This window comes from Pseudomonas acericola (SeqCode) (assembly GCF_053456465.1).
Genome location: NZ_JBRFJB010000004.1, coordinates 382768 through 404123, shown reverse-complemented (window position 1 = coordinate 404123; position 21356 = coordinate 382768). Strand labels below are relative to the sequence as shown.

20 protein-coding genes and 1 pseudogene are annotated in these 21356 nt (G+C 61.0%); 8 read left to right on the top strand and 13 right to left on the bottom strand.

The annotated features are described in order from the left end of the window. Positions 1 to 92: 92 nt before the first annotated feature. The 7 genes from ssuB to ACU688_RS18080 all read right to left on the bottom strand — a co-directional run bounded on the left by ssuB (position 93) and on the right by ACU688_RS18080 (position 7104). The gene (ssuB, locus tag ACU688_RS18110; protein ID WP_124526827.1) at positions 93 to 899 is read right to left on the bottom strand and encodes an aliphatic sulfonates ABC transporter ATP-binding protein; all 807 of its coding nucleotides are present in this window, start codon (positions 897 to 899) and stop codon (positions 93 to 95) included. Continuing rightward, positions 896 to 1684 carry an aliphatic sulfonate ABC transporter permease SsuC gene (gene ssuC, locus ACU688_RS18105; RefSeq protein WP_017739045.1) on the bottom strand — a complete coding sequence of 263 codons (789 nt, stop codon included), beginning with the start codon at positions 1682 to 1684 and terminating at the stop codon, positions 896 to 898. Before ssuC ends, ssuB begins: the two co-directional genes overlap by 4 nt. An 8-nt stretch (positions 1685 to 1692) precedes the next feature. Continuing rightward, positions 1693 to 2841 carry an FMNH2-dependent alkanesulfonate monooxygenase gene (gene ssuD, locus ACU688_RS18100; protein WP_017739046.1) on the bottom strand — a complete coding sequence of 383 codons (1149 nt, stop codon included), beginning with the start codon at positions 2839 to 2841 and terminating at the stop codon, positions 1693 to 1695. A gap of 25 nt (positions 2842 to 2866) precedes the next feature. Next, positions 2867 to 3835, bottom strand: a complete 969-nt coding sequence (locus tag ACU688_RS18095; protein WP_124526828.1) for a sulfonate ABC transporter substrate-binding protein — start codon at positions 3833 to 3835, stop codon at positions 2867 to 2869. A gap of 95 nt (positions 3836 to 3930) precedes the next feature. Then, on the bottom strand, positions 3931 to 4524 hold the full coding sequence (ssuE, locus tag ACU688_RS18090) for an NADPH-dependent FMN reductase (RefSeq protein ID WP_124526829.1): 594 nt from the start codon (positions 4522 to 4524) through the stop codon (positions 3931 to 3933). 329 nt (positions 4525 to 4853) lie between these two features. Beyond that, entirely contained in the window at positions 4854 to 5492 is a 639-nt protein-coding gene (locus tag ACU688_RS18085; protein WP_448185820.1) for a peroxiredoxin, read from the bottom strand. 277 nt (positions 5493 to 5769) lie between these two features. Continuing rightward, the gene (locus ACU688_RS18080; RefSeq protein WP_448185819.1) at positions 5770 to 7104 is read right to left on the bottom strand and encodes an OprD family porin; all 1335 of its coding nucleotides are present in this window, start codon (positions 7102 to 7104) and stop codon (positions 5770 to 5772) included. A 477-nt stretch (positions 7105 to 7581) separates the two neighbouring features. Here ACU688_RS18080 and ACU688_RS18075 point away from each other — a divergent pair. Continuing rightward, positions 7582 to 7680 (top strand): annotated as a pseudogene (locus tag ACU688_RS18075) (hypothetical protein); the annotation flags it as partial. A 187-nt stretch (positions 7681 to 7867) separates the two neighbouring features. Here the strand turns inward: ACU688_RS18075 and argA are convergent. After that, positions 7868 to 9166: an amino-acid N-acetyltransferase gene (argA, locus tag ACU688_RS18070; protein WP_026137088.1), complete on the bottom strand. Its 1299-nt coding sequence runs from the start codon at positions 9164 to 9166 to the stop codon at positions 7868 to 7870. Between the two features lie 136 nt (positions 9167 to 9302). Beyond that, positions 9303 to 10451 carry an acetylornithine deacetylase gene (argE, locus tag ACU688_RS18065; RefSeq protein WP_448185818.1) on the bottom strand — a complete coding sequence of 383 codons (1149 nt, stop codon included), beginning with the start codon at positions 10449 to 10451 and terminating at the stop codon, positions 9303 to 9305. Between the two features lie 158 nt (positions 10452 to 10609). Between argE and ACU688_RS18060 the strand changes: the two genes are divergently transcribed. Continuing rightward, positions 10610 to 11977: a CYTH domain-containing protein gene (locus ACU688_RS18060; protein ID WP_448185817.1), complete on the top strand. Its 1368-nt coding sequence runs from the start codon at positions 10610 to 10612 to the stop codon at positions 11975 to 11977. Between the two features lie 116 nt (positions 11978 to 12093). On the opposite strand, the gene ACU688_RS18055 is transcribed toward ACU688_RS18060, so the two are convergent. After that, positions 12094 to 12564 (bottom strand): Lrp/AsnC family transcriptional regulator, encoded by a 471-nt coding sequence (locus ACU688_RS18055; RefSeq protein WP_448185816.1) that lies wholly within the window; start codon positions 12562 to 12564, stop codon positions 12094 to 12096. A gap of 127 nt (positions 12565 to 12691) precedes the next feature. Here ACU688_RS18055 and ACU688_RS18050 point away from each other — a divergent pair, with 127 nt between their 5' ends. The 6 genes from ACU688_RS18050 (at position 12692) to ACU688_RS18025 (ending at position 17930) form a co-directional block, all read left to right on the top strand. After that, entirely contained in the window at positions 12692 to 13030 is a 339-nt protein-coding gene (locus tag ACU688_RS18050; RefSeq protein WP_448185815.1) for an ACT-like domain-containing protein, read from the top strand. A gap of 83 nt (positions 13031 to 13113) precedes the next feature. Continuing rightward, the gene (locus tag ACU688_RS18045) at positions 13114 to 14793 is read left to right on the top strand and encodes a GspE/PulE family protein (RefSeq protein ID WP_448185814.1); all 1680 of its coding nucleotides are present in this window, start codon (positions 13114 to 13116) and stop codon (positions 14791 to 14793) included. 66 nt (positions 14794 to 14859) lie between these two features. Continuing rightward, on the top strand, positions 14860 to 15780 hold the full coding sequence (locus ACU688_RS18040; protein ID WP_017739057.1) for an SPFH domain-containing protein: 921 nt from the start codon (positions 14860 to 14862) through the stop codon (positions 15778 to 15780). Between the two features lie 10 nt (positions 15781 to 15790). Further along, positions 15791 to 16237, top strand: a complete 447-nt coding sequence (locus ACU688_RS18035; RefSeq protein ID WP_448185813.1) for an NfeD family protein — start codon at positions 15791 to 15793, stop codon at positions 16235 to 16237. Positions 16238 to 16306: 69 nt separating this feature from the next. Next, positions 16307 to 16621 carry a DUF2388 domain-containing protein gene (locus ACU688_RS18030; RefSeq protein WP_003176799.1) on the top strand — a complete coding sequence of 105 codons (315 nt, stop codon included), beginning with the start codon at positions 16307 to 16309 and terminating at the stop codon, positions 16619 to 16621. 166 nt (positions 16622 to 16787) lie between these two features. Beyond that, positions 16788 to 17930, top strand: a complete 1143-nt coding sequence (locus tag ACU688_RS18025; RefSeq protein WP_448185812.1) for a DegT/DnrJ/EryC1/StrS family aminotransferase — start codon at positions 16788 to 16790, stop codon at positions 17928 to 17930. A gap of 93 nt (positions 17931 to 18023) precedes the next feature. On the opposite strand, the gene gcvH is transcribed toward ACU688_RS18025, so the two are convergent. The 3 genes from gcvH to ACU688_RS18010 all read right to left on the bottom strand — a co-directional run bounded on the left by gcvH (position 18024) and on the right by ACU688_RS18010 (position 21316). Beyond that, positions 18024 to 18407 (bottom strand): glycine cleavage system protein GcvH, encoded by a 384-nt coding sequence (gene gcvH, locus ACU688_RS18020; RefSeq protein WP_448185811.1) that lies wholly within the window; start codon positions 18405 to 18407, stop codon positions 18024 to 18026. Positions 18408 to 18460: 53 nt separating this feature from the next. Further along, on the bottom strand, positions 18461 to 19543 hold the full coding sequence (gcvT, locus tag ACU688_RS18015; RefSeq protein ID WP_448185810.1) for a glycine cleavage system aminomethyltransferase GcvT: 1083 nt from the start codon (positions 19541 to 19543) through the stop codon (positions 18461 to 18463). Positions 19544 to 19699: 156 nt separating this feature from the next. After that, positions 19700 to 21316 (bottom strand): ABC transporter permease, encoded by a 1617-nt coding sequence (locus tag ACU688_RS18010; protein WP_448185809.1) that lies wholly within the window; start codon positions 21314 to 21316, stop codon positions 19700 to 19702. Between the last annotated feature and the right edge of the window lie 40 nt (positions 21317 to 21356).

Genomic DNA, 21356 nt, shown 5'->3' with positions numbered 1-21356 from the left:
AAGTCGAGATAGCTGCAAGTTCTTAGCTGCAAGCTGCAAGTAAAAGCGCAGTGCCTTCCCTTGCAGCTTCAAGCTTGAAGCTTGCCGCTGATTTATTGCGCCCAACGCAATTGCGTAGGCAGCGGTGAAACAGGTTCGGGTTCCGGTGGCGTGCCGGGCAGCGACAGCACACGGTTGAGCACTTCGGCTTCCAGCGCCGCCAGGCGGTACGAGCCACGGGCGCGGGGCCGTGGCAGGTCAACCAGCAGGTCGAGGCCGATTTCGCCGTCTTCGATCAGGATCACCCGGTCGGCAATGGCCACGGCTTCGCTGACGTCGTGGGTCACCAGCAACACGGTAAAACCGTGCTTGAGCCAGAGGTTTTCGATCAGTTGCTGCATCTCGATACGGGTCAGCGCATCCAGTGCGCCCAGCGGTTCATCGAGCAACAGCAGGCGCGGCTGGTGAATCAAGGCGCGGGCCAGGGCCACACGCTGCTTCTGGCCACCGGACAAGGCCGCCGGCCATTCATCGGCACGCTCGGCCAGGCCCACCGCTTCCAGGGCTTCCAAGGCCTTCGGCCGCCAGTTGCCCTTGAGGCCCAGGCCGACGTTGTCGATGATCTTTTTCCACGGCAGCAGGCGCGCTTCCTGGAACATCAACCGCGTGTCTTCAAGCGCTTCGCTCAACGGCGCGGAGCCGGCCAGCAGCTCGCCGCCGCTGGCTTTGTCCAAACCGGCCAACAGGCGCAGCAAGGTACTTTTGCCGCAACCGCTGCGGCCGACCACGGCCACGAACTGGCCCGCCGGAATATGCAGATCAATCTCTTTGAGCACTTCCCGCGCACCAAAGGCCTTGCGCAGTTTGCGCACCGCCAACGGGATGCCCTTGAGCAGGCGCGGAGGTTGTTGAGCGGTCATGCCGCACCTCCTTTATTCACTTGATACGCCGGATGCCAACGCAGCCACACACGTTCCAGGCCGCGCGCGGCGAGGTCGGCGAGCTTGCCGAGGATGGCGTACATGACAATCGCCAGCACCACCACGTCGGTCTGCAGGAATTCCCGGGCGTTCATCGCCAGGTAACCGATACCGGAACTGGCCGAAATGGTTTCCGCCACGATCAGCGTCAGCCACATAAAGCCCAGGGCAAAGCGCACACCCACGAGGATCGACGGCAGCGCCCCCGGCAGGATCACCTGGCGGAACAGGCTGAAGCCGGACAAGCCGTAGCTGCGCGACATCTCCACCAACGCCGGGTCGACGTTGCGGATGCCGTGATAGGTGTTCAGGTAAATCGGGAACAGCGTGCCCAGGGCGACCAGGAAAATCTTCGCCGTCTCGTCAATGCCAAACCACAGGATCACCAGCGGAATCAGCGCCAGGTGCGGCACGTTGCGGATCATCTGCACCGAGCTGTCCAGCAGGCGCTCGCCCCACTTCGACAGGCCGGTGATAAAACCCAGGGCCAGGCCGATGCTGCCGCCGATGACAAAACCCAGGCCCGCGCGCCAGCCACTGATGGCCAGGTGCGTCCAGATCTCACCGCTGGCCACCAGGTGCACCCCCGCTGCGATCACCGCACTCGGCGCCGGCAGAATGCGCGTGGACAACCAACCGGCCGACACCGACAACTGCCATATCGCCAACAACAGAATCGGCAGCACCCAAGGCGCCACGCGATGGCTCAATTTTTCATAGTTCATGGGCTGCCTCAGCTCGCCGACGCAGCTTTGGGAAGGATGTCGTTGGCGACCATTTCGCCAAACGGGCTCACATACCCGGCGCCCTTGGGCAGCTCGGGACGTTCGATATCCAAGTGGGGGAACAGCAATTCGGCGACTCGATACGACTCTTCGAGGTGCGGATAACCGGAGAAGATAAAGGTGTCGATGCCCAGCGCCGCGTATTCATTCACCCGCGCCGCCACCGTTGGGCCATCGCCCACCAGCGCGGTGCCGGCGCCGCCACGCACCAGGCCGACGCCGGCCCACAGGTTGGGGCTGACTTCGAGGTTGTCGCGGCTGCCGCCGTGCAAGGCGGCCATGCGTTGCTGGCCCACGGAGTCGAAGCGCGACAGCGAGGCCTGGGCGCGGGCGATGGTGTCGTCGTCCACATGGGAGATCAGTTTGTCGGCGGCTTGCCACGCCTCTTCGTTAGTTTCGCGCACGATCACATGCAGGCGGATACCGAAGCGCAGGGTGCGCCCGAGGTTCTCGGCCTTGGCCCGTACTTGCGCAATTTTCTCTGCAACGGCGGCTGGCGGCTCGCCCCAGGTCAGCACCATTTCCACTTGTTCGGCGGCGAGGTCCTGGGCCGCTTCGGAGGAACCACCGAAGTACAGCGGCGGACGCGGTTGCTGGATCGGCGGGTAGAGCAACTTGGCGCCTTTGACGCTGATGTGCTCGCCGTCGTAATCCACGGTTTCGCCTTCCAGCACGCGGCGCCAGATGCGGGTGAATTCCACTGAGGCCTGGTAACGCTCTTCGTGGCTGAGGAACAAGCCGTCGCCCGCCAGTTCTTCCGGGTCACCGCCGGTGACCAGATTGAACAACGCACGCCCGCCAGACAGACGGTCAAGGGTCGCGGCCTGACGCGCAGCCACCGTCGGCGAAATGATCCCGGGGCGCAGGGCGACCAGGAATTTCAAGCGCTGGGTCACCGGGATCAGCGACGCAGCCACCAGCCACGAATCCTCACAGGAGCGCCCGGTGGGGATCAGCACCCCGCCGAAACCCAGGCGATCCGCGGCCTGGGCCACTTGTTGCAAATAACCGTGATCAACGGCGCGAGCGCCTTCGGCGGTGCCAAGGTAATGGCCGTCGCCGTGGGTAGGCAGGAACCAGAAAATATTGAGGCTCATGGAGTTGTCTCCTGAAGTAGTCGGATTACGGCGCTTTGGCAACGGCGGCGGGTGGTGTCCAGATCACGTCCTTGATGCTCAAGGGTTTGGGGATCAATTTGAGTTGGTAGAAGGTGTCGGCGATTTTCTGCTGGGCGGCGACCACGGCCGGGGTCAGGAACAGTGCACCGTAGCCTTGGCGTTTCACCGAGGTCAGGGTGATGTCAGCCGGCAGGCCGAGCAGCGGTGCGACTTGATCGGTGACTTCCTGCGGGTTGGCCTTGGACCATTCGCCCACGGCGCGCACTTCCTCGATCAGGGCCTTGACCACTTCCGGATGTTTTTCCGCGTAGGGCTTGGTGGCCAGGTAGAACTGATGGTTGTCGGCGATGCCGGTGCCATCACGCAGGGTGCGCGCTTGCAGTTGTTTCTCGGCGGCGGCCTGGTACGGGTCCCAGATCACCCAGGCGTCCACGCTGCCACGTTCGAACGCGGCGCGGGCATCGGCGGGCGGCAGGAAGACGGTCTGCACGTCGGTGTATTTGAGGCCGGCATCTTCCAGCGCACGTACCAGCAGGTAATGCACGTTGGAGCCTTTGTTGAGCACGATTTTCTTGCCCTTGAGCTCGGCCACCGATTTGATCGGCGAGTCTTTCGGCACCAGGATCGCTTCGCTGGTCGGCGCCGGCGGCTCGTAGGCGACGTAGAGCAGGTCCGCGCCAGCAGCCTGGGCAAATACGGGTGGGGTTTCGCCGGTGACGCCAAAGTCGATGGAGCCGACGTTGAGGCCTTCGAGCAATTGCGGGCCGCCTGGGAACTCGGTCCACTGCACGTTCACGCCCTGGGCAGCGAGGCGCTTCTCCAGCGTGCCCTTGGCCTTGAGCAGCACCAGCGTGCCGTATTTCTGATATCCGATCCGCAGGGTCTCGGCGGCTTGGGCTTGAACAATGGCGCCGAAGGACACAGCCGCAGCAAACAGTGCGACCAGACCACGACGCAAGATGACAGTGCGCATGGCGCTCTCTCCAATCAATGCGTTTAGGGGGTTGGCTGCACCTGCTTGGCCGTTGGCGGCTGAGTAAGGTGAGTACTTCTAGGTTTCGATGTGGCTTAAATGCTCCAGCGAGCACTCAACAAACGTTCATTCAACACATGGGGGTCCAGCGGTTTCGGGCGGCGCGCCATGGCGCCGTAGAGCGTTTCCAGGGCCTCGTGCAAACGGTGTTCGAGCACCGGCACCAACTGCGCCTGGGCGCTGCCTTCGGCGTAGGCGATCTGGCTGTCTTCGGCAAAGATGCCGTGGAGCAACTCCTGGGCCTTGAGCGCCGACAGCACCGGCTTCAAGGCGTAATCCACCGCGAGCATGTGGGCGATGCTGCCGCCGGTGGCCATTGGCAACACGATCTTGTGGGCCAGGGCGCGCTCGGGCAGCAGGTCCAGCACGGTCTTCAATGCACCGGAGAACGACGCCTTGTACACCGGCGTGGCAATCACCAAGCCGTCGGCGTTGGCGACTTGCTGCAACAGGTCGATGACCTTGGGGCTGTCGAAGCGGGCGTGCAGCAAGTCTTCAGCCGGGAAGTCCCGTATCTGGTAACTCACCACTTCCACGCCTTTGTCTTGTAGCCACTGACGGGTTTTTTCCAGCAAGACCCCGGAGCGGGAACGCTGGCTGGGACTGCCTCCAAGTGTTACGACCAACATGCAGGAATTCCTTGAGCTAGTGCCGGCGGTTCGCTGTGTGGCGATGGCGCCAAGATGGAACAGACCATATCAGCAGATTTATATATCTTTAAATCTTATTTTTTCATGTGTTTATTCTTTAAATGCATATAGGCTTTATGAAACGCCGGGCGAAAAAAAAGGCCGTGAAAACGGCCTGAAAACCCCTGCATTGTGAGACGGGTGCTGCTTGATGGATAGGGTGTCTGTGATGGCGCTATCGCAGGCAAGCCAGCTCCCACAGGTGACCGCATTCCAATGTGGGAGCGGGCTTGTCGAATCGTCGCACCGCCGCGATGGCGGCCTGAGCCTTAACGATTAGGCTGAGGGGTCAGGCGCAGGTACGGCTTCACCGCACGATAGCCCTTCGGAAAGCGCTTCTTGATCTCGTCCTCATCCTTGAGCGACGGCACGATCACCACTTCATCACCGTCCTGCCAGTTGGCCGGCGTGGCGACTTTGTAGTTGTCGGTCAGCTGCAACGAGTCGATGACCCGCAAAATCTCGTGGAAGTTACGCCCGGTGCTCGCCGGGTAGGTAATGGTCAGGCGAATCTTCTTGTTCGGATCGATCACGAACAGCGAGCGCACGGTGAGGGTGTCACTGGCGTTCGGGTGGATCAGGTCGTAGAGGTCCGACACTTTGCGATCGGCATCGGCCAGGATCGGGAAGTTGACGATGGTGTCCTGGGTTTCGTTGATGTCTTCGATCCACTTGTGGTGCGAATCCACCGGGTCGACGGACAGGGCGATGGCCTTGACGCCACGCTTGGCGAACTCGTCCTTGAGCTTGGCGGTGAAGCCCAGCTCGGTGGTGCACACCGGGGTGAAGTCCGCCGGATGGGAAAACAGCACGCCCCAGCTATCGCCCAGCCATTCGTGGAAACGAATCTTGCCGGCGCTGGAATCCTGTTCAAAGTCGGGGGCGATGTCGCCCAGTCTTAGGCTCATGGTGTGGCTCCTGGTGAGTGCTTATGGAGCCTACTGTGCATGGGTTGCAGATTATTTAAAAAGAATAAATATCGATTTATCTAGACGATAAAGGAATATTAAAAATCTGTTCATTGGACGCCGCAACGGGCGAGGAGCACCATCCGCTTCAAGGTTCGAGAAGGCCTTGAGACGCTGTACAAAGAGGGGTTCAGGAAGGGCTTGCGGGGGTTTAGCCCGACTTGAAAATGCAAGACACCTTGCCCGGCATCGCGCCGGGCAAGGCTTAACAACAGTCTTACAGGATCGGCAGGGTGTAGCTGACGATCAGACGGTTTTCGTCTTGGTTACGCTGGGAAGCCACTTCGGAACGCAGCGAAGCGTTTTTCCAGGCAACGCCCAGACCTTTGAAAGTGCCTTCCGGTACTACGTAGCCCAGGTTGAAGTCACGTTCCCACTCGCCTTTGTCACCGGTCGCAGTGGCAACGTTGTCGCCCTTGAGGTACATGACGGAAGTGGTCAGGCCTGGCAGGCCGACAGCAGCGAAGTCATAGGCGTACTGGGCCAACCAGGTGCGCTCGCCGGCGCGTTGGAACTTGCCGATCTGCACGTCGGTGATCAGGTACGAAGAAGCACCGTCACCCTGGTTGAGGAACGGGAAGTCGCTCGTGCCGTTTACACGCTGGTAGCCGGCGCTGATCGCGTGGCCTTGCAGGGCGTAAGTGAACTTGGCGCTCCAGGTGCGGTTATCGACTTCACCGTTGTTCTGGTAGCCAGAAGCGCGGTAGCCGGCAACACGACCTTCCTGGCTGGCGTTCTTGCCATCGGAGTCACTGTTGAAATAACGCAGGTCGGTCTTGAACACGCCCACTGGCAATGCCCAGTTGTGGGACAGGCCCAGGAAGTGCTGCTTGTAGAAGTCGGACAGGTTGCCGTAGTAGTACTGGGCAGTCAGGTCCTTGGTGATCTTGTAGTCACCACCGGCGTAGTAGAACTCGTTGCTGCGGGCGTTGGCGGTGGCGGTGCGGGTAGCGCCGTTGGAGCCAGCGATGGTCAGCGAGTCGTTGTTCGACGAGTTACGGCCTTTGGCGTGTTCCAACTTACCGCCAACCAGGGTCAGGTTGTCGATGTCGTTGGAGGTGATCTGGCCACCTTCAAAGGTTTGTGGCAGCAGACGACCGTCGTTGGAGGTCACAACCGGCAGTTTTGGCTGCAGGGTGCCCAGCTTCAATTCAGTCTTGGAGATCTTGACCTTGCCGGTCAGGCCAATGCTGCCGAAATCGTTCACCGCACGACCGTCGCTGTCGCTTGGGAACACAATGCCGCCCTTGTTGGCGCTATTGTTGTTGTAGGCAGTGCCTTTACCGGAGTCCAGACGCACGCCGTACAGGCCAATGGCGTCAACACCAAAACCAACGGTGCCTTGGGTGTAGCCGGAAGCGAAGTTGAAGATGAAGCCTTGGCCCCATTCTTCTTGCTTGTTTGGCTTGGCGGTGCCGTCACGGTTGTCTTGGTTGATGTAGAAGTTGCGCGCAGTCACGCTCGCCTTGCTGTCTTCGATGAAACCGGCAGCGCCTGCTTGCTGGGCGATTGCGCCCAAAGCTACAGCCAAAGCCAAGGTGGACTTATTCATGTACCGCTCCTCTCATTTCTAATTTTTGTATTTCTTTGGTCTCGGGTCTGACGCCCTCGATCCACAGATGCGCGATTAGCACCGGATAGTGACTGACAAGTCAATCGTAACCTTGTGTGTCTACTACCTTCGTCTAACAGCAGTTAGATTTGGTCCCTGCAGGGTAATGAGTTTTTCATACACCCAAAAAGAATTGTTTCATTCTTTTTCATACGATTTGGGAATAAGCCTTTTCATGGCACGGATGGGCCAGGGTAGACGCCCCGCTCCATAAGCTAATTCCTAAAGGGTATTTGTTAGCGCTTTTTTAGATCGCCTAGTGTGGCCGTAGGGTTTCATACGTCACCCACGATCAAAAAGGCGACGCCATCATGGCCAAACGCGCATCCTCCCGTCAATTTGTTACAGTTTTTGTATCGCTTATATTTTTTTTGCTGTCCAAGCCGCCGATTCAATAGTGGACCGCGAGTTGTAACGACTAAGCGCAATCTACCCATCGTCGCGTTCATCGTATCGGCGCAGATCAATACTTCTGAAGCATGGGTGGTGCGTAACGGCAGCCACATTGACGCACCCCGGATTCCGAGGCGCAGCAAACCGTCGCTTGTTTTAAAGGCTGCACGGCGAAGGCGATTTGGGATGTGGCGAAGTTCAAATGTGGGAGCTGGCTTGCCTGCGATGCTGACAACTCGGTCTTTCAGGAAAACCGAGGTGATGCCATCGCAGGCAAGCCAGCTCCCACAGAAGCCAGGCCTGGGCTGAATCAGAGGGCCTTTTCGAAGATCTTCGAATTGCGCTGGTAGTTGTACAACGACGCCCGCGCCGACGGCAGGCGGTCCACGCTGCTTGGCACAAAACCCCGCTCACGGAACCAGTGCGCGGTGCGCGTCGTCAGCACGAACAAGGTCTTCAAGCCCTGCGCCCGGGCACGGGTCTCGATGCGCTCCAGCAATACATCGCCGCGTGCGCCGTGACGGTATTCCGGATTCACCGCCAGGCACGCCAACTCGCCCGCGTCCGAATCCGCGATCTGATACAGCGCCGCACAGGCGATGATCATGCCTTCACGCTCGACCACGCTGAACTGCTCGATCTCCCGCTCCAGCACTTCCCGCGAACGGCGCACCAGAATGCCCTGCTCTTCCAGCGGGCTGATCAAATCCAGCAAGCCGCCCACGTCTTCAATCGCCGCTTCACGCACCTGCTCGAATTGCTCCTGGGCCACCAGCGTACCGCCGCCGTCGCGGGTGAACAGTTCGGTGAGCAGCGCGCCATCTTCGGCATAGCTGACGATATGGCTGCGCCCTACCCCGCCGCGGCACGCTTCGGCGGCGGCATCGAGCAGTTCGGCCTGGTAGTTGTTGCCCAGGCGTTGCAGGTGCGCCGGCACTTGTTGCGGGCGCAACTCGCGCACCAGGCGACCGTTTTCATCGATCAAGCCCTTGTCTGCGCCAAACAGCAGCAGCTTGTCGGCACCCAGGTCGATGGCGGCGCGGGTGGCGACGTCTTCGCAGGCCAGGTTGAAGATTTCACCGGTCGGCGAATAACCCAGCGGCGACAGCAGCACGATGGAGCGCTCGTCCAACAGGCGGCCGATACCCTTGCGGTCAACCCGGCGCACTTCGCCGGTGTGGTGGTAGTCCACGCCTTCCAGCACGCCGATCGGCCGCGCGGTCACCAGGTTGCCGCTGGCCACGCGCAGGCGCGAGCCCTGCATGGGCGACGAGGCCATGTCCATCGACAAGCGCGCCTCGATGGCGATCCGCAGGTGGCCGACCGCGTCGATCACACACTCCAGCGTCGCCGCATCGGTGATGCGCAGGCCTTCGTGGTAAGCCGGGGTCAGGCCACGGGCTTCAAGACGGGTTTCGATTTGCGGGCGCGAACCGTGCACCAGCACCAGCCGCACGCCCAGGCTGTGGAGCAGCACCAAGTCGTGGACGATATTGCCGAAGTTGGGATGTTCCACGCCGTCGCCGGGCAACATGACCACAAAGGTGCAGTCGCGGTGGGCGTTGATGTAAGGAGAAGCGTGACGAAGCCAATTAACGTAGTCGGGCATAACACCTGGGCCTGTAATAAAAAGCAGCCGAAAAAGGATCAATCATGAAAGCGCACAGCGGGCTGATGGTTATCGTCGGAACAGGCTTGGCGACACGCTCACTCTCCTCAATATGTACGAACAGGCAGGGGTTAATTTATGCGGGTTTCAGGCAGTAATGTTCGATCAGTTCCCGCAATAGACGCACTGTAGGCGTCAAGCGTGACATTTCGAGGTATTCGCCCGGCTGGTGGGCGCAGGCGATATCGCCAGGGCCGAGCACCAGGGTTTCACAACCAAGGCGCTGAAGATAAGGCGCTTCGGTGCCGAACGCTACTGCTTCGGCACGATGACCGGTCAAACGTTCCGCAACCCGCACCAGTTCAGCGTCTTCAGGCTGTTCGAACGGCGGCACTTCGGGAAACAGCGGCGCGTAGTCGATCTGCACCTGATGGCGCTCGGCCAGGGGTTCGAGCTTCTGGCGGATGGCGGCGCGCAACACCTCGGGGTCCATGCCCGGCAGCGGGCGCAGGTCGAATTCCAGGGAACATTGGCCACAGATGCGGTTGGGGTTGTCGCCACCATGGATGCAGCCGAAGTTCATCGTTGGCTGCGGCACGCTGAATTGCGGGTTGCGGTACTGGCCTTGCCACACCTGGCGCAAGCCGCGCAGTTCGCTGATGGCATCGTGCATGGCCTCCAGGGCGCTGTGGCCCAGGCTCGGGTCCGACGAATGGCCGCTGCGGCCGAGGATGTCGATGCGCTCCATCATCACGCCTTTATGCAGGCGGATCGGCTTGAGGCCGGTGGGCTCGCCGATCACCGCCGCGCGGCCCAGCGGGCGACCGGCTTCAGCCAGCGCGCGGGCGCCGGACATGGAGCTTTCTTCATCGCAGGTGGCGAGGATCAACAACGGTTGCTTGAACGGCTGGTCCAGCAGCGGCAGCACGGCTTCAATCGCCAGCGCAAAAAAGCCCTTCATGTCGCAGCTGCCCAGCCCTACCCAGCGGCCGTCAACTTCCGTCAGCTTGAGGGGATCTGTCTTCCACAGCGCTGCGTCATAAGGAACGGTATCGCTATGCCCCGCCAGCACCAGGCCGCCGGGGCCGCTGCCAAAGCTGGCGAGCAGGTTGAACTTGCCCGGGCTGACGTGTTGGATGTCGATGGCGAAACCCAAATCCCCCAGCCAACTGGCGAGCAAATCGATCACCGGGCGGTTGGTCTGGTCGAGAGACGCCTGGGTGCAACTGACCGACGGCGCAGCAATCAACGCGGCGAACTGCTCTTTCATAGACGGTAATGGCATGCGCGGCCTCTCAACTTCCCGGATGAAGCCCACTATAGAGCCATCTGCACGACACAATAAACCGTTGCGGCGCGTTGCCTGGCTCAGTCCTGTACACTGCACGACCTTGGCAGCCACACATTTCCCCGGCTGCGCTCCCGATCCTGGATTTTCCGGCCATGCAGAAAGAAACCGAAATCAAGCTCCGCGTCAGCCGCGAAACCCTCGCCGCGCTGCGTGAGCACCCGCTACTGAAAAAACGCAACAAAAGTGGCTGGGAACGCCGTGAGTTGATGAACCAGTATTTCGACACCCCCGAGCGCGACCTGGCCCAGGCCAAAGTCGCCCTGCGCCTGCGCAAGGACGGTGACGAGATCATCCAGACCCTCAAGACCCGTGGCCAAAGCGTCGCCGGCTTGTCGGAACGCAACGAGTACAACTGGGACCTGCCCAAAGCCAAGCTCGACGTGAAGAAACTCGACGGCGAATGCTGGCCCGAGCAACTGGCCGAGCTGGACAAAAAGACCCTCAAACCGATCTTCACCACCGACTTCGTGCGTGAACGCGCCGAAATCGCCTGGGGTCGTGGCAAGGCCAAGGTCGTGATCGAAGCCGCCCTGGACCTGGGCCACGTGGTGGTCGGCAAGCAGAAAGAAGAAATCTGCGAGCTGGAACTGGAACTGCGCGAAGGTGAACCGGCCGCCCTGCTGGAACTGGCCGCCGAACTGGCCGCGACCCTGGCGTTGATGCCGTGCGACATCAGCAAGGCCGAGCGCGGCTACCGCCTGTATGACGCCAGCAGCTACTCCCTGAGCCTGCCAGCGCCGCAGATCCACGCCGAAATGCCGCTGGACGACGCCTTCGCCGCAATCATGTGGCACCTGCTCGGCAGCAGCCAGCGCCTGGCCGAGCAATACCGTTTCAATGGCCACTGGCGCCTGCTGCAAGACTGGGTCGACAACCTCGGCGAACTGCGCGCCCTGATCGGCAGCCTCGGCCAGGCCGCACCGCGCCAATCCACCAGCGAACTGCGCAGCGCACTGGATGCCCTGCTGGAAGACTGGCGCCCGCTGGTACAAGCCGGTGATGACGACGAAGACATCCGCAAAGCCGCACCCGAGCAATTCGTTGAAGAATTGGACGACGTGCGCTGGGGTTTGTTCTCACTGAACACCTCGCGCTGGCTGCTGGCCCGCACCTGGACCGCCGAACGCAACGTGCGCGGCAACCGCCAGGGCGCAGCGCAAATCACCAACTGGCTGCCGCGCCTGCTGGCCGACGATGCCGTCGCCCTGCAACTGCCGCGCTACCAGCAACAGCCGGAAGACCTGGCCGAGCAACTGCCGCGTATCGAACGCATCCAGGCGTGGCTGCACCATGCCCGCCATGTGGTGGATATCCCGGAAATGGACCGTTTGTACGGCGAGCTGAACAAGCTGGCGCAACTGGCCAACCAGCCGATTACCGATGAGTCGCTGGATGCACGCATGCACCAGGCGATTGCGGTTTATCAGAACCGGGCGTGGAAGACTTTGTTGCGTCTGTAAGGACGCTATCGCGGCGGTGCGACGATTCGACAAGCCCGCTCCCACATTTGACTGCATTCCAGAGTTGGAACGCGGTCAAGGTGGGAGCGGGCTTGCCCGCGATGAGGCCAGCCCAGTCAGCGCAACACTGGCAAGCTGGTAGTGGACTTGATCTCCGACAACGCCACAATCGAATTGACCTCCTGAATCCCCGGCACCATCGACAACTTCTCAAAGAAAAACCGCTCGTACGCCTCAATATCCGCCGTCACGATACGCAACAGAAAATCCACCGCCCCCATCAGCACATAACACTCCAAGACTTCTGGAAACCCGCGAATCGCGTCGGTGAATTCGGTGAAGTTGGAGCGCCCGTGGGCGTTGAGTTTGACCTCGGCGAATATCTGCGTGTTGAGGCCGATCTTTTTGCGATCCAGCAGCGTCACCTGCGCGCGAATCACGCCCTCTTCCTTGAGCCGCTGGATACGCCGCCAGCACGGCGACTGGGACAGCCCGATCTGTTCGGCAATCTGCGCACTGGAGAGCGAGGCATCCTCTTGCAGCAAGGCCAGGATGCGGCGGTCATAGGCGTCCAGCTCACTGTGCATATAAATACCTTTTATGGCGCTTATCTTGAATTGAGTGATTCGATATTTCGAAATAAAGGCCCATCTTAGATAAGAAATCTCTATTGGCGAATGTAAAAATTTCTCCCGTCGAATCTGGAGAATTCCCATGCACGCCGTCGAAACCACCCACTCTGTTACCCGCGTCGATGCGTGGGCCGTCAACAGCGCCCATTGCCAGGCGCATTACCAGATCGTCGCCGAAGCGGAACCGGACGTGCTGTGCCGGGTGCTCAACTATTTCGCCCTGCAATTCCTCACGCCGCAGCAGGTGACGGTGAACCGCGAACATGACCTGCTGATGATCGGCATCACCCTCGACGGCCTGAGCTGGCACCGTGCCCAAGTGATCGGTGAAAAGATTCGAAACCTGATCAGCGTGTGTTCGCTGGAGCTGTGGCCAGCTGATTCCGTGCGGGCTGCGGCGATGGCGGCAGCGGCTCAGTAAAAGTCTGCAATACACCCTGAGAGGAGGATTTTTCGGGGCTGACTAGCCTGGGATTACGTCCAACACCTCCCAGGAACACCTTGATGCCTGCTGATCAACGCTTGGAATTGCGGCTGCTGTTGCCACCTTTGATAGACACGGGGCTGGTGACTGCCGATGTGGCAAAGCGCCTGTCTGCGCTTGCAACCGGCAACACCCTGCATCCTCTGGAAAGCATCGCCGCCCAGGGGCCATCGCTAGAGCGCCTGACCGAGTGGCTGGCCGGACATGCCGGGCAACCCTATTGGCGCATCGACCCGCTGAAGATCGACGTGGCGACCGTCGTACCCTTGATGTCCCACGCCTTCGCCCAGCGCCACGCCATTCTCGCCGTGGCTGTGGATGCGCACACCGTCACCATCGCCAGTGCACAGCCGTTCGTCACCAGTTGGGAAGCGGGGTTGGCCCAGGTCCTCAAGCGCTCGATCAAACGCGTGGTGGCCAATCCCCAGGACATCCAGCGCTGCATCAGCGAGTTTTATCGGCTGGCGAAGTCCGTCAGTGGTGCCGATCAAAAGATGACGGCACCAGGTCCTTTCGAGCTGCTCAACCTCAGCGCCAGCGACCAGGAGCCCGACGCCAACGACGCTCATATCGTCAATATCTTCGACTGGCTGTTGCAATACGCCTTTGCCCAGCGTGCCAGCGATATCCATATAGAACCGGGCCGTGAACAGGGTCGCGTGCGCTTTCGCATCGATGGGCTGCTGCACGACGTCTACCAATTTCCGCACCAGGTGACGATGGCGGTCGTCAGCCGCCTGAAAAGCCTGGGCCGGATGAACGTGGCGGAGAAACGCAAACCCCAGGACGGTCGGGTCAAGACCAAGAGCCCAGCGGGCACCGAGGTTGAATTGCGCCTCTCAACCCTGCCCACTGCGTTTGGCGAAAAACTGGTGATGCGGGTTTTCGACCCACAGGTGCTGCTCAAGAACTTCGACCAGTTGGGCTTATCCGCCGAGGACCAACGGCGCTGGCACGCCATGACCCGCCAAGCCCACGGCATCATCCTGGTCACCGGCCCTACCGGTTCCGGCAAGACCAGCACGCTCTACACCACGCTCAAGCAACTGGCGACCCGCGAGGTCAACCTATGCACCGTGGAAGATCCTATCGAGATGGTCGAACCGGCGTTCAACCAGATGCAGGTGCAGCACAATATCGACCTGACCTTCGCCAGCGGCATCCGCGCGCTGCTGCGCCAGGACCCGGACATCATCATGATCGGCGAGATCCGCGACCAGGAAACCGCAGAAATGGCGATCCAGGCAGCACTGACCGGGCACTTGGTGCTGGCCACCCTGCACACCAACGACGCACCCAGCGCGGTCGCCCGTCTACAAGAGCTGGGGATTGCTCATTATTTGATCAGGGCTACCCTTATAGGCGTGATGGCGCAACGCTTGGTGCGGCTGTTGTGCCCCCACTGCAAACGGATGCGCGAAGGTGCCCATGAGGCCGTTGGCTGCGGGGAATGTCGACACAGTGGTTACCGGGGACGGGCAGGTGTCTACGAAATCATGGTGCTGGACGAACACCTCAAGGCGTTGATCACCCCCGGCGCCGACGTGCAGGCTCTGCGCCAGAGCGCGATGGCCCAAGGCATGTGCAGCCTGCGCATGGCCGCCACGGAAAAGGCCTACGCCGGGCTGACTACCATGACCGAAGTCCTGCGAATCACGCCTGGGGATTCAGTAACAAATCCGTTGATTGTTGACGCGTGAAACCGTTTTTATCAGTGACAACACCGTTACACTCCGCTCACTGACAACATCGGATAGGGAATCGTTATGCAGATCGGAACCGTACTGCTTATTTTCGTAGGCTTGGCCGTGGCGCTGCTCATCATGGGCTTCAAAGTAGTGCCCCAAGGCTATCAATGGACGGTCGAGCGTTTCGGCCGCTACACCAACACCCTCAAGCCCGGCCTGAACATCATCATTCCGGTCATGGACCGCATCGGTCGCAAGATCAACGTGATGGAAAGCGTGCTGGATATCCCGCCACAGGAAGTCATCACCGCCGACAACGCCACCGTGCAGATCGACGCCGTGTGCTTCTTCCAGGTGGTCAATACCGCCCAGGCCGCCTACGAGGTCAACAACCTCGAACACGCCATACGCAACCTGCTGCAAACCAACATCCGTACCGTCCTCGGCTCCATGGAACTGGACGCGATGCTCAGCCAGCGTGACGGCATCAACGAGAAACTGCTGCGCACCGTCGACGAAGCGACCGCGCCGTGGGGCATCAAGATCACCCGGATCGAGATCAAGGACATCAGCCCGCCAGCGGACCTGATGGCCGCCATGTCCGGCCAGATGAAAGCCGAGCGGATCAAGCGTGCACAGATTCTCGAAGCCGAAGGCCTGCGGGCGTCGGCAATCCTGACTGCCGAAGGCAAGAAGCAGGCGCAGATCCTCGAGGCCGAAGGTAGCCGCCAGGCGGCGTTCCTCGAATCCGAAGCCCGTGAGCGTCAGGCCGAAGCCGAAGCGCGTGCGACACAAGTGGTGTCGGAAGCAATCGCCTCGGGCAACGTGCAGGCGGTCAACTATTTCGTCGCGCAGAAATACATCGACGCCCTCGGCAAACTGGCCTCGGCCAACAACAGCAAGGTGATCCTGATGCCGCTGGAAGCCAGCCAGGTGATCGGCGCGGTCGGTGGCATCGGCGAGATCGTCAAGGCGACCTTTGACAGCAAGAAAGGCTGAGGCGACCACCATGTGGGATTTCCTGCAGCTCCTGTCGTTTTGGGATTGGCTGGCACTGGGCACGGTGCTGCTGATTCTTGAGGTCTTCGGTGCCGGCGGTTACCTGTTGTGGATGGGCATCGCAGCGGCTGCCGTGGGTGTGATCAAGTTTCTGGTGCCATCCCTGGGGCTGGAATGGCAGCTGCTGCTGTTTGCGGTGCTGTCGCTGCTGACTGCGCTGGCGTGGTGGAAGCGCTTGCGCAGCAGCGCCAAGCCCAGCGACCAGCCAGGGCTGAATGAACGGGGTTCGGAGCTGGTTGGGCGCATCTTCGTGGTGCATCAGCCGATTATCGATGGCCGGGGCAAGGTCAAAGTTGGCGATGGTGTCTGGATGGTGACCGGTCCTGATAGCCCTGTAGGCGCTCAAGTCAGGGTGGTTGGCCAGGACGGGGTGATTTTAAAGGTTGAAACTGTTTAGTCAGTGATGGAACTCGGGAGGGCTGACTACAATCATAAAGTACAGATAACCCACCCGGAGTCACCCATCATGCGTCTCAAATATGCTGTCGCAACCCTCGCTGTGCTTTCCCTCCCTGTCGGTTCAGCCATGGCCGACAGTTTCTGGCGCAATGTCATCTCGTCGGGCGCCACCACCGGCTCGACGTACCTGACCTTCAAGGACCACAAGCTGGTGGTCGCTGCGCAAGATGACGCGGGCAGCTTTGTTGCCAGCGACGGCGGCATCCGTGGCCCGTACCTGGAAGCCGCGATGCAGAAAGTCCGCGCCGACAACCCTGGCCTGCAGGCCACGGACATGGAGTTGGCCAACGCCATTCTCGCGAAAAATGCCGTCACCGAGTGATTCCAGCACTCTGAAAAATGCCGCTTTCCCAAGCGGTATTTTTTTGTCTGCACGATGACGATTCATTCACGGGTGACAGGCTATATTCAGTCGACCCGTGCAACCATGCCGGTACAGACCCATCTTTTTTACTCATCGCCAATCTGAAACGGATGCCTTCGTCGTCATGAGCCAACAGCCCTTCCTGCCGTTCTCCAAACCCACGATCGACGAAGCCACTATCTCGGCAGTCGGCGATGTACTGCGCTCGGGCTGGATCACCAGCGGGCCGAAAGTGCAGGCATTCGAGGCCCAGCTGTCGGAATATTTTGGCGGCCGGCCGGTACGCACGTTCAACTCGGGCACTTGCACCATGGAGATTGCCCTGCGCATCGCCGGGGTCGGCCCGGGCGATGAAGTCATCACCACGCCGATCTCCTGGGTCGCCACGGCCAATGTGATTCTGGAAGTGGGCGCCACACCAGTGTTCGCCGACATCGACCCGGTCACCCGCAATATCGACCTGGCTCAGGTCGAAGCCGCGATCACGCCGCGCACCAAGGCGATCATCCCGGTTTACCTGGCTGGCCTGCCGCTGGACATGCCGATGCTTTACGCACTGGCCAACAAGTACAACCTGCGCATCGTCGAAGACGCCGCCCAGGCCCTGGGTTCCAGCTGGGATGGCGAACGCATCGGCGCCACCGGGGACTTCGTGTCGTTCAGCTTCCAAGCGAACAAGAACATCACCTCCTCCGAGGGCGGCTGCCTGGTGTTGAACAACGCCGAAGAAGCGCGCCTGGCCGAGAAGTACCGCCTGCAAGGCGTGACCCGTACCGGCTTCGACGGCCTGGATGTGGATGTGTTGGGCGGCAAGTTCAACATGACCGATATCGCGGCGGCCATCGGCCTGGGGCAGTTTGCCCATATCGAGAAGATCACCGCCCATCGTCAGAACCTGGCGCGGCATTATTTCAAATGCTTCGGCAGCGACTTTGAAGAGACATACGGCGCGCAACTGCCACCGGCGGATTTCGAAAACAGCAACTGGCACCTGTTCCAACTGGTGCTGCCGGAGCGTCAGGACGGCCTGCCGGCGCGGGCCACGTTCATGGAGCAGATGCAGGCCCACGGCGTCGGCATTGGCTATCACTACCCACCGATCCACCTGCTCAGCCTTTATCGGGCACAGGGGTTCAAGGAAGGCATGTTCCCGGTGGCGGAAAAGGTTGGGCGCTTGATCGTGTCGTTGCCGATGTTCACGGCGATGACGGAGACGGATGTAGAGCGTTCGGTGGCGGCAGTGAAAGCCGTATTGAAAGCGGGCTGAAAAATTTGGCTCACCCCAATCAAATGTGGGAGCTGTCTTTTGTGGCGAGGGAGCTTGCTCCCTCGCCACAGCAAGCCACACAGTGCGTACTGCTTACTCGCCGATAGCGGCTTTGTAGCCAGCAGCATCCAGCAGTTTTTCCAGGTCGGCCGCGTTGCTTGGCTTGAGCTTGAAGATCCAGGCGCCATACGGGTCGGAGTTCAACAGTTCAGGCTCACCGCTCAGGGCCTCGTTTACCGCAATCACTTCGCCAGCAATTGGCGAGTAGATATCCGAAGCGGCCTTCACCGACTCCACCACACCCGCCTGATCAGCTGCGGCAAACACGTTGCCCACTTCGGTCAGCTCGACAAACACCACATCACCCAACGCCTCCTGGGCATGGTCGGAGATACCAACGGTCACGGTGCCGTCAGCTTCCAGTCGGGCCCATTCGTGACTTTCGGCAAAACGCAGGTCGGCAGGGATATCGCTCATAGTCTGTGTCCTCAAGAAGTAATGTCAGCGGCCTTTGGCCTGCCGGAAATAGGTTAGATCAAGGTTTTGCCATGGCGCACGAAGGTCGGCTTGACCACTCGAACCGGATACCACTTGCCGCGGATTTCCACTTCGGCCCGATCGGCCGTCGCCGTCGGTACACGCGCCAAGGCAATGGATTTGCTCAACGTAGGAGAGAAACTACCACTGGTGATCTCTCCTTCGCCAACATTGGCGATACGAACCACCTGGTGAGCACGTAAAACCCCGCGTTCTTCCAGCACCAGCCCGACCAATTTGAACTGCACACCGGCCGCCAATTCGGCTTCCAGCGCGGCGCGGCCGATGAAATTGCGTCCGGCAGGCTCCCAGGCAATGCTCCAGGCCATGTTGGCGGCGAGCGGGGAAACGTCCTGGTGGATGTCCTGGCCGTACAGGTTCATGCCGGCTTCAAGGCGCAGGGTATCGCGGGCACCGAGGCCGATGGGGGAAATGCCGGCGCCCACCAGGTCGTTGAAAAACCCCGGGGCCTGATCGGCAGGCAACACAATCTCCAGGCCGTCTTCGCCGGTATAACCGGTGCGGGCGATAAACCAATCGCCATCGGCCAGGCCTTCGAAAGGCTTGAGCTGGTGAATCAGGGCGCTGCGGGACTGGGTGACCAGCTCGGCGATCTTCTGCCGGGCGTGGGGCCCCTGGATGGCGAGCATGGCCAACTCGGAGCGCTCATTGAGCTGTACGTGGAAGCCGCCCAGTTGCGCCTGCATCCAGGCCATGTCCTGGTCGCGGGTGGCGGCGTTGACCACCAGCCGGTAACCGGCGTCGATACGGTAGACGATCATGTCGTCCACCACGCCGCCCTTGTCGTTGAGCATGGCGCTGTACAACGCACGGCCGCAGCCATGCAGACGCTCGACATCATTGGCCAGCAGGTGCTGGAGCCATTCCTTGGCCTGGGGGCCGGTGACATCGATTACGGTCATATGAGATACATCGAACACCCCGCAGTCGCGTCGCACCTGATGGTGTTCTTCAACTTGCGAGCCGTAGTGCAGAGGCATATCCCAACCGCCAAAATCGACCATTTTCGCGCCGAGGGCGAGATGCAGGTCATACAGAGGCGTACGCTGTCCCATGGGTTTCTCCTTCCGGGCTTGGCGAAGGTGCGCAGCGTTGCCATGCGCGCTGAATGCCCCGATTTACAAGGCCTGTAGCGACATACAGCAACCCAACCAGAAAGGCGGAGCGCACCGAATGCCGCGCATTGTAGCCGCAAGCCGAGGGACTGGCACCTAAGCGATTTGTCGGGCAGAGCGCCGAATCAGCCCGATCACCGGCAGCAGGCCAACCAACACCAGTGTCAGCGCCGGCAATGACGCCCGCGCCCACTCGCCTTCACTGGTCATTTCAAAGATCCGAACCGCCAGGGTGTCCCAGCCAAACGGGCGCATCAGCAAGGTCGCGGGCATTTCCTTGAGCACGTCGACAAACACCAGCAACGCCGCGCTCAGCGTCCCCGGCAGCAGCAACGGCAGATACACTTTGCAAAACAGTCGCGGCCCGCTCACCCCAAGGCTGCGTGCAGCTTCCGGCAACGACGGGCGGATTCGCGCCAGGCTGTTTTCCAGCGGCCCATAGGCCACCGCCAAAAAACGCACAAGATACGCCAGCACCAGCGCCGACAGGCTGCCCAGCAGCAACGGCTTGCCCGCACCGCCCAACCAGCCGGACAGCGGTACCACCAGTTCGCGGTCCAGGTAGCTGAACGCCAACATGATCGACACCGCCAGCACCGAACCCGGCAAGGCGTAGCCGACGTTGGCCAGGCTGATGCCGGAGCGGATCGCCCGGGTCGGCGCCAGGCGGTTGGCGAACGCCAGCACCAGCGCCACGCTGACCGTGATCAACGCCGCGATACCGCCCAGGTAAAGGGTATGCACGATCAGGCCCGAATAGCGCTCATCCAGGTCGAAACGGCCTCGCTGCCAGAACCAGGCGACCAGTTGCAGCATCGGGATGACAAACGCGCAGGCAAACACCAACCCACACCAACTGCTCGCCGCTGCCGCCTTGAACCCGCGCAGGTGGTACAGCGCCTTGCCCCGTGGGCGCTCGTTGCTCGGCCGGCTGGCGCCCCTGGCACGGCGCTCGCCGTACAGCACCAGCATCACCACCAGCAGCAACAGGCTGGCCAACTGCGCCGCACTCGACAGGCTGAAAAAGCCGTACCAGGTTTTATAAATGGCGGTGGTGAAGGTGTCGAAGTTGAACACCGAGACCGCGCCGAAATCCGCCAGGGTTTCCATCAACGCCAACGCCACACCCGCCCCAATCGCCGGCCGCGCCATGGGCAGAGCGACGCGCCAGAAGGCTTGCCACGGCGATTGCCCCAGCACCCGCGCGGCCTCCATCAGCCCTTTGCCCTGGGCGAGGAACGCGGTGCGCGCCAGCAGGTAGACGTAGGGATAGAACACCAGCACCAGGACGATGACCACGCCGCTGGTGGACCGCACACGCGGCAGGCGCAGGCCGCTGCCGAACCATTCGCGCAAGAGGGTTTGCACCGGACCGGCGAAGTCCAGCAGGCCGACAAACACAAAGGCCAGCACATAGGCCGGAATCGCGAAGGGCAACATCAGCGCCCAATCCAGCCAGCGCCGCCCGGGGAACTCGCACAGGCTGGTGAGCCAGGCCAGGCTGACGCCGAGCACGGTCACGCCGACACCGACGCCGAGCACCAGGGTCAGGGTGTTGCCCAGCAGGCGCGGCATCTGGGTTTCCCAGAGGTGGGACCAGATTTGCGCATCGATGCTTTGCCAGGACAGCAACAGCACGCTCAGCGGCAGCAGCACCAGGGCGGCGACGGTGAAGACCGGCAGGTACCAGCGGCGTTGGGCGGGGTGGGCCAAGGAAAATCGCTCAGGAAATGAATTTTTTTGAAATCACCGC

What these genes read in the sequence shown, in the direction of transcription:
- ACU688_RS18060 (WP_448185817.1), top strand. Translation starts at nt 10,610, where the DNA reads ATGCAGAAAGAAACCGAAATCAAGCTCCGCGTCAGCCGCGAAACCCTC.
- ssuB (WP_124526827.1), bottom strand. Translation starts at nt 899, where the DNA reads ATGACCGCTCAACAACCTCCGCGCCTGCTCAAGGGCATCCCGTTGGCG.
- ACU688_RS18095 (WP_124526828.1), bottom strand. Translation starts at nt 3,835, where the DNA reads ATGCGCACTGTCATCTTGCGTCGTGGTCTGGTCGCACTGTTTGCTGCG.
- ssuE (WP_124526829.1), bottom strand. Translation starts at nt 4,524, where the DNA reads ATGTTGGTCGTAACACTTGGAGGCAGTCCCAGCCAGCGTTCCCGCTCC.
- gcvH (WP_448185811.1), bottom strand. Translation starts at nt 18,407, where the DNA reads ATGAGCGATATCCCTGCCGACCTGCGTTTTGCCGAAAGTCACGAATGG.
- ssuC (WP_017739045.1), bottom strand. Translation starts at nt 1,684, where the DNA reads ATGAACTATGAAAAATTGAGCCATCGCGTGGCGCCTTGGGTGCTGCCG.
- ssuD (WP_017739046.1), bottom strand. Translation starts at nt 2,841, where the DNA reads ATGAGCCTCAATATTTTCTGGTTCCTGCCTACCCACGGCGACGGCCAT.
- argE (WP_448185818.1), bottom strand. Translation starts at nt 10,451, where the DNA reads ATGCCATTACCGTCTATGAAAGAGCAGTTCGCCGCGTTGATTGCTGCG.
- ACU688_RS18085 (WP_448185820.1), bottom strand. Translation starts at nt 5,492, where the DNA reads ATGAGCCTAAGACTGGGCGACATCGCCCCCGACTTTGAACAGGATTCC.
- ACU688_RS18040 (WP_017739057.1), top strand. Translation starts at nt 14,860, where the DNA reads ATGCAGATCGGAACCGTACTGCTTATTTTCGTAGGCTTGGCCGTGGCG.
- ACU688_RS18035 (WP_448185813.1), top strand. Translation starts at nt 15,791, where the DNA reads ATGTGGGATTTCCTGCAGCTCCTGTCGTTTTGGGATTGGCTGGCACTG.
- ACU688_RS18055 (WP_448185816.1), bottom strand. Translation starts at nt 12,564, where the DNA reads ATGCACAGTGAGCTGGACGCCTATGACCGCCGCATCCTGGCCTTGCTG.
- ACU688_RS18025 (WP_448185812.1), top strand. Translation starts at nt 16,788, where the DNA reads ATGAGCCAACAGCCCTTCCTGCCGTTCTCCAAACCCACGATCGACGAA.
- ACU688_RS18080 (WP_448185819.1), bottom strand. Translation starts at nt 7,104, where the DNA reads ATGAATAAGTCCACCTTGGCTTTGGCTGTAGCTTTGGGCGCAATCGCC.
- ACU688_RS18045 (WP_448185814.1), top strand. Translation starts at nt 13,114, where the DNA reads ATGCCTGCTGATCAACGCTTGGAATTGCGGCTGCTGTTGCCACCTTTG.
- ACU688_RS18050 (WP_448185815.1), top strand. Translation starts at nt 12,692, where the DNA reads ATGCACGCCGTCGAAACCACCCACTCTGTTACCCGCGTCGATGCGTGG.
- gcvT (WP_448185810.1), bottom strand. Translation starts at nt 19,543, where the DNA reads ATGGGACAGCGTACGCCTCTGTATGACCTGCATCTCGCCCTCGGCGCG.
- argA (WP_026137088.1), bottom strand. Translation starts at nt 9,166, where the DNA reads ATGCCCGACTACGTTAATTGGCTTCGTCACGCTTCTCCTTACATCAAC.
- ACU688_RS18030 (WP_003176799.1), top strand. Translation starts at nt 16,307, where the DNA reads ATGCGTCTCAAATATGCTGTCGCAACCCTCGCTGTGCTTTCCCTCCCT.